Origin of the sequence: Bradyrhizobium genosp. SA-3, assembly GCF_004212635.1 — a bacterium.
Taxonomy (GTDB): domain Bacteria; phylum Pseudomonadota; class Alphaproteobacteria; order Rhizobiales; family Xanthobacteraceae; genus Bradyrhizobium.
On record NZ_PSRT01000224.1, the window covers coordinates 1 to 8,809 of the forward strand.

General features: G+C 64.9%; 5 protein-coding genes and 1 pseudogene. 2 read left to right on the plus strand and 4 right to left on the minus strand.

The genetic code is table 11. The annotated features are described in order from the left end of the window. Positions 1 to 82 precede the first annotated feature (82 nt). The gene (locus CWO91_RS40310; RefSeq protein ID WP_130220889.1) at positions 83 to 2,182 is read right to left on the minus strand and encodes a S9 family peptidase; all 2,100 of its coding nucleotides are present in this window, start codon (positions 2,180 to 2,182) and stop codon (positions 83 to 85) included. A 343-nt stretch (positions 2,183 to 2,525) separates the two neighbouring features. Here CWO91_RS40310 and CWO91_RS40320 point away from each other — a divergent pair. Beyond that, positions 2,526 to 3,020 (plus strand): annotated as a pseudogene (locus CWO91_RS40320) (hypothetical protein); the annotation flags it as partial. A 224-nt stretch (positions 3,021 to 3,244) separates the two neighbouring features. Here the strand turns inward: CWO91_RS40320 and CWO91_RS40325 are convergent. From CWO91_RS40325 to CWO91_RS40335, 3 genes are all read right to left on the minus strand, one after another. Then, positions 3,245 to 4,432 carry a pyridoxal-phosphate-dependent aminotransferase family protein gene (locus CWO91_RS40325; RefSeq protein ID WP_130220891.1) on the minus strand — a complete coding sequence of 396 codons (1,188 nt, stop codon included), beginning with the start codon at positions 4,430 to 4,432 and terminating at the stop codon, positions 3,245 to 3,247. A 108-nt stretch (positions 4,433 to 4,540) separates the two neighbouring features. Next, positions 4,541 to 5,266 carry a thermonuclease family protein gene (locus CWO91_RS40330; RefSeq protein WP_130220892.1) on the minus strand — a complete coding sequence of 242 codons (726 nt, stop codon included), beginning with the start codon at positions 5,264 to 5,266 and terminating at the stop codon, positions 4,541 to 4,543. Between the two features lie 294 nt (positions 5,267 to 5,560). Next, a complete protein-coding gene (locus tag CWO91_RS40335) occupies positions 5,561 to 7,291 on the minus strand; it encodes a hypothetical protein (protein ID WP_130220893.1) in 1,731 nt (576 codons plus the stop codon). Positions 7,292 to 7,713: 422 nt separating this feature from the next. On the opposite strand from CWO91_RS40335, the gene CWO91_RS40340 reads away from it, so the two are divergent. Continuing rightward, positions 7,714 to 8,565, plus strand: coding sequence for a caspase family protein (locus CWO91_RS40340; protein ID WP_130220894.1), 852 nt, complete (start codon positions 7,714 to 7,716; stop codon positions 8,563 to 8,565). Positions 8,566 to 8,809 lie beyond the last annotated feature (244 nt).

The window sequence follows — 8,809 nt, forward strand, 5'->3', positions numbered from 1 at the left end:
CCCGGATGGTGCGCAGCTCCGGGAACGGTGTTGCCATCTGCACGAATCCCGGATTTCGCTGCGCTCCATCCGGGCTACGATACTACGCCTCCGCCATCCCCGCCGCCCACAGTGCAAACGCATAGACGATCGCGACTTCATCGAGTCGCTCAAATCGCCCCGAGGCACCACCATGGCCGGCGCCCATGTTGGTGCGCAGCAGCACCGGGCCGCCGCCGCTCATGGTGGTGCGCAGGCGCGCGATCCATTTGGCGGGCTCCCAGTAAGTGACGCGCGGATCGGTCAATCCGCCCATGGCGAGGATCGCCGGATAATCCTTCGCCGCGACATTGTCGTAGGGCGAGTAGGACAGGATGGTGCGAAAATCCGTCTCGCTCTCGATCGGGTTGCCCCATTCCGGCCATTCCGGCGGCGTCAGCGGCAGCGTGTCGTCGAGCATGGTGTTGAGCACGTCGACGAACGGCACTTCAGCCACGATTCCCGCGAACAAATCGCCGGCGCGATTGGCGACCGCGCCCATCAGCATGCCGCCGGCCGAGCCGCCATGGCCGACGATGCGCTTGGCGCTGGTGTACTTCGCGGCGATCAGCGCCCGGGCGCTGGCGGCAAAATCGTCGAACGAATTGGTCTTTTTCTCGCGTTTGCCGTCGAGATACCAGCCCCAGCCTTTGTCGGCGCCGCCGCGGATATGGGCGATGGCATAGACGAAGCCGCGATCGACCAGCGACAACCGGTTGGCGCTGAACGAGGCCGGCATCGCCATGCCGTAGGAGCCGTAGCCGTAGAGCAAGAGCGGCGCCGAGCCGTCGAGCTTCAGCCCACGGCGATGCAGGATCGACACCGGTACCTCGGCGCCGTCATGCGCCTTTGCCATGATGCGCGTGGTGACGTAGTCGGCGGCATCGTGCCCGGACGGAATCTCCTGGCGCTTGCGCAAGGTGCGCGTGCGCTTGACCATGTCGTAATCATAGACCTCCGACGGCGTCGTCATCGACGAATAGGCGAAACGCAAATTCGTCGTCTCGAATTCGTAAGAGCCCATCGTATCCAGCGAATAGGCGGCCTCGTCAAAAGCGATCGCATGTTCCTCGATCGAGGCGAGATCGCGGATCACGATCGCCGGCAGCGCATTGGCGCGCTCCAGCCGCACGAGATGGCCGGCATAGAGATCCAGGTCGATGATGTAGATGCCGGGACGATATGGGATCAGGTCGCGCCAATTCCTGCGCTCGGGCGCGGCGAGCGGCGCCGTGACGATCTTGAAGTCGATGGCGTCGTCGGCATTGGTAAGGATGAACAGCTCGTCGCCGCGGTCGGCCAGTGAATATTGCACGCCCTCTTCGCGCGCTGCGACCAGGCGCGGCGGCGCTTCGGGGTTTGCGAGATCGATCAGCCGCTGCTCCGAGGTCTCGTGGTCGCCGCCAGCGATCACGCAGAAGCGGCCGCTGGTGCTCTCGTGCAGATGGGTGAACCAGCCGGCATCCTGCTCCTCATAGACGAGCGTGTCGTCGGCCTGCTTGGTGCCGAGCCTGTGCCGCCACACCTGCATCGGCCGGTGATTGTCGTCGAGCTTCACATAGAAGAAGCTCTTGCAGTCCGCGGCCCAGACCATGCCGCCGTCGGTTTCCTCGACGATATCGTCAAGGTCCTTCGCCGTCGCCCAATCGCGCACGCGGATGGTGAAATATTCGGAGCCCTTGGTGTCGGCGCTCCAGGCCTGCAGCTTGTGATCGTGCGAGTGCCGGCTGCCGCCGAACTTGAAGTATTTGTGGTCCTTGGCCAGCGCGTCGCCGTCGAGCACGATATGGCCCTCGCCGCCGTCGCGCGGCATGCGGCCGAACAGCTCGTGCTGGCCGCCCTCGCGAAACCGGCGGAAATAGGCGAAGGGACCGTCGGGCGAGGGCACGCTGGAATCGTCCTCCTTGATCCGCCCCCGCATCTCGCGCACCAGCGTCTTCTGGAGGGGTGCGGTGTGGCCGAGCAGGCTCTCGGTGTAGACGTTCTCCTCATCCAGGTATTCGCGGATGTCGGGATCGAGCACGCTGGGATCGCGCAGCACCTCCTGCCATTTCTCGTCCTTCAGCCAGGCATAGTCGTCGGTCACGGTGATCCCGTGCCGCGTGAAGGAACGCGGCCGGCGCGGCGCGACGGGCGGCTGGGAAGGTGTTTTGGCTTGTGTCACTCGATCCTCGTTCGTGTCCGTGCGTCGCTGCTCTTCGCCTCTCCCCGCTTGCGGGGGAAAGCGGCTCGCCGCGTTCCCTTATATCGTCCCGATTCCGCGAATTGCCAGCGCCGCTAGGGCCACGGACTGCGCCAAGTCGCCGGGTTGTTGATCCGCCTCTTGTATGCTTTAGGCTCCATATCCCGCCGCCGGTCCAGCCTGATGCTGTTCAACATCCTCGACCATAAGGGCATGATCCTCCAATTCGAGCGGAAGGAGAGCAAGCTTCCGGACGCGCATCTGATCCTGTGCGGAATCATCATCTTCGCCATCGGCCTGTTCAAGAAGACCTGCCTTGCCGACGGCATGCGGCTACAATGCGCAGAGGACGCTTGCCGCCTTCGCCTACATCACCGCTCCCGCGCGCAGCCGTTTCCTCGGTGAAGGCTATGGCTACGATGCCATGGTGCGGCATTTCGAGCGCGATGCGGTCGGCCTGATCACGCGCCATCCGGACGTGACCTTCGACATCTACTTCCCGCCCTATTCGATCCTGCAATTCGTCGCGATGCGCGATGCATCACCGGCAACGCTGAAGATCGTCACCGATCTCACCGCACGCATCGCGCAAGTCCTGACGCAGCTTCCCAACGTCCGCCTCCACGATTTCCGCGCGATCAAGGCGGTGACGCACGATCTCGGCAATTACAGCGACGTCATCCACCATTCGCCGGTGATCGATGCGAAGGTGTTGGAGTGGCTGGCGAGTGGGGAGTATCGGGTGGATCCGAAGAAGCCGCTCATGTCGCAGGATGAGCTGAAAGCGCAAGTCGCGGCGTATCAGGTGCCGCGGCCCTAGCCAAACACTCCGTTGTCGTCCAGGACAAGCGCGCCACAAGCGCGCGCCGATCCGGGACCCATAACCACAGGGAGCAGCTATCACGCGAACTGGTAACTCCGAGTCTTCGCCAAACTACATCATGTGGCTATGGGTCCCGGATCAGCGCTCCGCCCTCGACAACGCTACGCGTTGTCAAAGGCTGCGCTTGTCCGGGACGACGGCGGAGTTTGTGGCTTGCGCCTTTAAGCCGCCACTTCCTCGCCGAGATACGCGACCGCCGCCTCGAGCCCGCCCTTGCCATGCGGGATCTTCAGCGCGTTGAGGCCGATCTCGATCACGCCCAACGTGCCGAGCAGCATCGGCGCGTTGACATGGCCCATATGGGCGATGCGGAAGGCCTGGCCCGAGAGATCACCGATGCCGGTGCCGAGCACGACGCCGCACTTCTCCTTGCAGTAGCGTTGCAGCACGGCCGGGTCATGGCCGTTGCTCATGGTCACCGTGGTCACGGTGTTGGAGCGCTCGCCGGCTTCCGCCACGTTGAAGCCCAGCACCTGGCCTTCCGACCATGCGCCGACTGCGCGGCGCGCGGCTTCGCCGAGCAGGCTGTGGCGGCGGAACGCGTTCTCCAGCCCTTCCGCGTGCAGGAGGTCGATCGCCTGGCGCAGCGCGAACAACAGATGCACCGGCGCGGTGCCGGCATATTTGCGATAGTGCTCGGTGCCCTCGCGCTCGCTCCAGCTCCAATAGGGCGTCGCCATGTTGGCTGTCTTGTGCACCTCGAGCGCACGCGCGTTGGCGGCGACGAAGCCGAGGCCGGGCGGCGTCATCAGGCCCTTCTGCGAGCCCGACATCGCGACGTCGATGCCCCATTTATCCATCTCGAACGGCATGCAGCCGAGCGAGGCCACGGTGTCGACCATGTACAGCGCGGGATGGCCGCTGGCCTTGATCGCCTTGCCGATGGCCTCGATGTCGTTCTGCACGCCCGAGGCCGTGTCGACCTGGACGACGACGACAGCCTTGATGGTGTGCTCCTTGTCGCGGCGCAGGCGCTCCTCGACCTCGTGCGGCCGCACTGCGCGGCGCCAGTCGCCCTTGAGCACCTCGACCTCGGCGCCCATCAGCGCCGCCGCATTGCCCCAGCCGATCGCAAAGCGCCCGCTCTCCAGCACCAGCACCTTGTCGCCGCGCGACAGCACGTTGCTCAGCGCCGCTTCCCAGGCGCCGTGGCCGTTGGCGATGTAGATGTAGGACTTGCCCCTGGTCGAAAACAGCTTCGAGATGTCGCTGAGCAGCCCCGCGGTCAGGTCGGTCATTTGCTTGGAGTAGATGTCGATCGCCGGACGATGCATCGCCTGCAGCACCTCGTCGGGCATCGTGGTGGGCCCGGGGATGGCCAGAAATTCCCGGCCCGCGCGAACGGTCATTGCTGTTGGTCCTTGTTGCTGGAGGACAGGCTGGTGGGTCGCTGATTCATTCTTTTACGGCGCGCTGGCGCCTGAGAAAAGCTTCGTAAAACGCAGGTCTGAGGTGGGTTATCGCTTTGTCTCGCGGCAGCCCGCGGCTTCCGCCTCTTCCACGGAGCAGAACCAGCGGGTGCCCTTGCTGATCTTCATCTTGATCTGGGTGTACCAGCGGCTGGTCGGCTGGTGGTAGATGCATTCGCCGGCGCTGTTGACGTTGCCCTTGATGGTGCAATCAGGCGACGGCGCGACCGGTCCCGAGGCCGAGGCGAGCAGCACCGCATGCGCCCCATCTGGCGGCTTGGTGGCGCCGAGGATGGCGGTCTTCTTGTTGCGCACGCGCCAGTCCCAGGGCGCGATGAAGGCGCCCTGCCACATCCCGGCCTTGGCCTCTCGCGCGGCGGTTTCGTCCGCGTCGTAATCATGGGACATGCGGGTGTAGGCCAGCGCCCAGCCGCTGCGCACCAGCCATTTCTGGATGTCCTCGCCGCCGACCTCGCAGCGCGCCACGGTGCGGCCGCGCCGATCGATCGCGCGGGTATGGCACACCCAATTCTTGCCATCGGCATGTTTGGCGAGCTCGTCGCGCGCAGCGACGCCGCAGGTCCAGCGCTCGGCCTTGGTGTTGAGGCAAAGCTGGTCGACTGCCGGCGCGTCGATGCCGCCGAGCCGCACCCGCGTGTTGCCGATCACCACGGTATCGCCGGCGCGCACTTTTGCCATGCCGGTGATGTCGGCGGCCTCGGCCAGCGACGGGAGGGCGATGAAAGCCAGCGCAATCAGGACTTTTCGCAACATGCCGGTCCGCAAGTTCCAGGAAAATCTCGATAGACCCCGCGATTGTGGTCAGCTTTTGGCCACTCGGCCAGCGCCTGCCTAACAGATGGGCTTTCAACTTCCCGTCATTGTGGGGCTCACCACTCTCGTGTCCCGGACGCGCTGCAGCGTGAAACGCTGCTGCGCAGAGCCGGGACCCAGAAATTTGAGGGCGCAGATATCGACGGCTTGGGCCCCGGCTCTACAGCGCACCGCACGGGACGATGCTTCGCATCGCCGGGGGCGCTGCGCTGCGTCGGGGGCACGAGACCGGAGTCACTCCCGTCCTGCCATCGCTCGCCTCGCCACCGCCAGCCCCATCAGCACGAATGCCGAAGTCACCTCGGGCCCGCCAACCAGAATCCGCGTCGGTGTCTTCATCTTGTTCCATTCATAGGCACGGAACGGGCCGCGGCGGCCGCCTTCGCCGGCGGCATCGACGATCACGTTCAGCGCTGGCGCGAAGGCGCGTGGGTCGGCGCCGAGATGGCCGAGCGCGATCAGCGCCAGGGCGGCGTCGAACACATTCATCTCCGCGGCCATCAGCTCGCCCTTGACGTAGGACAGCACGCGGTGGCGGATGAAATCGAAATCGCCGTCGGGATCGATCGCGGCCTGCGCGGCCAGCGGCAGCGCCAGGAACGCGGCATAACAACGGCCGAAATAGGCACTGTAGAGCTCCGGCAGGTAATAGATGTGCGAGCGCGGATTGGCGAAGGCGCCGCTGGCCGCCAGGCGCTTCTGGAAGCCGATGATGCGATGCACGGTGGCGAGCCGCGACGGCGTCTCCAGAATCTTCCAGCGCGCCAAGTTGCGGAAGCTGACTTCGAGAATGTCGAGATTGAGCGTCGGATCGAGATCGTTGCCGTAAGGACGCTCGCCCGCGAGATTGTCGATCCAGGTCGCAACGCCGCCCTCATAGTCGATATTGTCGTTGAGCGGCACCGTCACGCGCGGCGCGTTGACGCCGGCGCGGACCTGATAGCCGGCGTAAAAATCCAGCAGCGGCTGGTCGATGATCTCATCGGTGCAGCCGGCCTGCGTCGCTGCCGAGATCGAGCAGGCCGTGGTGTCGCAATCCGGCACGTAGATCCCGAAGCCGAGATCCTGCTTGATCTGGGCGAAGAAGCGGGAGAAGCGCGGATGCGGCGCCGGCGCGAGCGCGGTGATGACGTTGAACCGCGCGCCGTCGATGCCCTCGACCTCCTCGCGGCTGATGTTGACGCAGAAATCCACCATGTCGGCGATCGCACGCTCCGCCGCGATCTTGTCGGCAGGTGAGGCGAGCCCGCTCTCGACATAGTTCAGCAGCGCCTCGATGAAGAACGCATCGTAATAGGCCGAGCGGTGGCGGATCTGCACCGGCTCCCACATCGGCTCGGCGACCCCTCGCCACGGCGGATGCACCACGGCGCGCGCCGGCGAGCGCGCGATGAAGACGCGGGCGAGGTTGAACAGCAGCGAGGAGTTCTTGTAGCCGCGCGCGTTCAGCCCCGTGAGCGCCATGATCAGCTCGCGTCCGCGGCAATCGGGATCGCCGATCAGGTTGAAGGCGGCATAGGTCGGCAGAAACCCGTTTCGGCGATACGAGCCGAGCAGGTGCTGTGCGCAGTCGCGGATCACGCCGTCGATCTGCGATTGTTGCGGCGCCTTACCGACGAACACGGCCGGCGGCGGCCTGGGATGGTCAAGCGCGATGCTGTCGAGGAGATCGGCCACGGGCTGGCCGACGGCCGCCCAGTCGGGCTCGGACTCGTCGCGGGCATGGGCGAGCGCCTGGCGCAGCGCCGCTAGCCTCGCCTCGTCGCGCAGCTCGGGCAGTCCGGCCCGCCGCAGCAGCACCCGCAACGCGGGATTGCCGAGCGCGGTCTTGTAGAATTTGGCCAGATGCGGATCGCCGCCGGCCTGACCCGCCAGCACGGGATCGCAGACCTCGTAAAGCGAGGGGCCGTCCTTCCGCGCCGTCAGCGCCCGGCAGGCGGCGCCGGCAAAATATTGAAAGCTCATGAAATACCTGGTCGCGGGGCGTTGGCCGGGGGCCGGCCGGCACGCTCCCAGCCGCGCGCCACCCCCCTTGCAAGTCGTTGAAAAAGCTACCCGGATTCGCAGGAAATACAAATGTGATGGGCGTCACGGAAAACGCCGGCACGAAGGCTGCATGATGAGGCCCCGGAAACCTCCGGGGGAACCAAAAATGGAGAAATCCGGGTCGGAGAATTATCCAATACCTTCAGTTGCTTAGCTCAAATTTGGGGCAATCTATTGCCGGGGAGGCGATATCCGGTTAAAGGTTTGTTTGGTGCGGCGCCGCAAATTGCGCGCAATTCGGGGGCACATCCCCGGCCAATCCCTCAAACCTAAAGACGCTATCGCGCTACTCAAACAGTGTGCGCGCGCTTGGCTGGTCTTTGGCACAGGAACGAACCGAGATGAATGTAAGGCAGCTCGACCTTTCCCGACGCACGATTGCCGTCGCCGCCGCACTCATCGGCACGGTGTCCCTCGTGATCGGCGCCCATGCTGCTCTCAATATGCGCGCGATCGACGCCGCCAAGGCCGTCTCGACCGACCAGATCACCGGTTCGATCGGCCATGCCACGCGTCTGGCGCTGGTCATCGGCAATGGACATTATCCCGACGCCAACGCGCCCCTGGCGCAGTCGATCAATGATGCACGCGCGCTCTCTTCGTCCCTGCGCAAGAGCGGCTTTGACGTCGACATGGTGGAAGACGCGACCAAGGACGACATGGTCCGCGCCGTCAACCGCCTGAAGTCCCGGATCAAGCACGATAGCGTCGTCATGCTGTTCTTCGGCGGCTATGGCGTGCAGGCCGGCCGCGAGAGCTACATGCTGCCGGTCGATGCCGTGATCTGGAAGGAAAGCGACGTCCGCCGCCACGGCGTCTCCATCGAGGGCGTGCTCGACATGATGAAGGAGCAGGGCGCCAAGGCCAAGCTCGTCGTCGTCGACGCCTCCCGCCGTAACCCCTACGAGCGCCGCTTCCGCTCCTACAGCCACGGTCTCGCGCCGATCAGCGCATCCGACAATGCGCTGATCCTCACCTCGGCCTCGCCCGGCAAGGTCGTCGATGACGGCAAGGGCGAGCACAGCGTGCTGGTCAGCGAGCTTCTCAACAACCTCAATGCGCAAGGTAGCAGCGCCGAAAGCGTCTTCAACAAGACCCGCGTCGCCATTTCCCGCGCCAGCGAAGGCGACCAGGTCCCGACCGTCTCGTCGTCATTGCTCGAGGACGTCCGTTTCGGCGAAGCCGGCGGCTAGTTTTTCTTGAGGTCTTACGAGCACCCGTAGGGCGGGCAAAGGCACAAAGCGCCGTGCCCACCATTCTCTCCAACATTTCGAAAGACGTGGGCACGCGGAGCCTGTCATCGGGCGCGCGTTTCGCGCGACCCGGTGGCTTTGCCCACCCTACGATATTGCGCATGTAGCGCACATCTGTCGCCACCTCGTCGTTGCGAGGAGCTCTTGCGACGAAGCAATCCAGAATCTCTCCGTGGAGGGACTC

Excerpts from the sequence above, each read along its gene's own strand:
- CWO91_RS40325 (WP_130220891.1), bottom strand. The coding sequence starts at position 4,432 with ATGACCGTTCGCGCGGGCCGGGAATTTCTGGCCATCCCCGGGCCCACC.
- CWO91_RS40330 (WP_130220892.1), bottom strand. The coding sequence starts at position 5,266 with ATGTTGCGAAAAGTCCTGATTGCGCTGGCTTTCATCGCCCTCCCGTCG.
- CWO91_RS40335 (WP_130220893.1), bottom strand. The coding sequence starts at position 7,291 with ATGAGCTTTCAATATTTTGCCGGCGCCGCCTGCCGGGCGCTGACGGCG.
- CWO91_RS40340 (WP_130220894.1), top strand. The coding sequence starts at position 7,714 with ATGAATGTAAGGCAGCTCGACCTTTCCCGACGCACGATTGCCGTCGCC.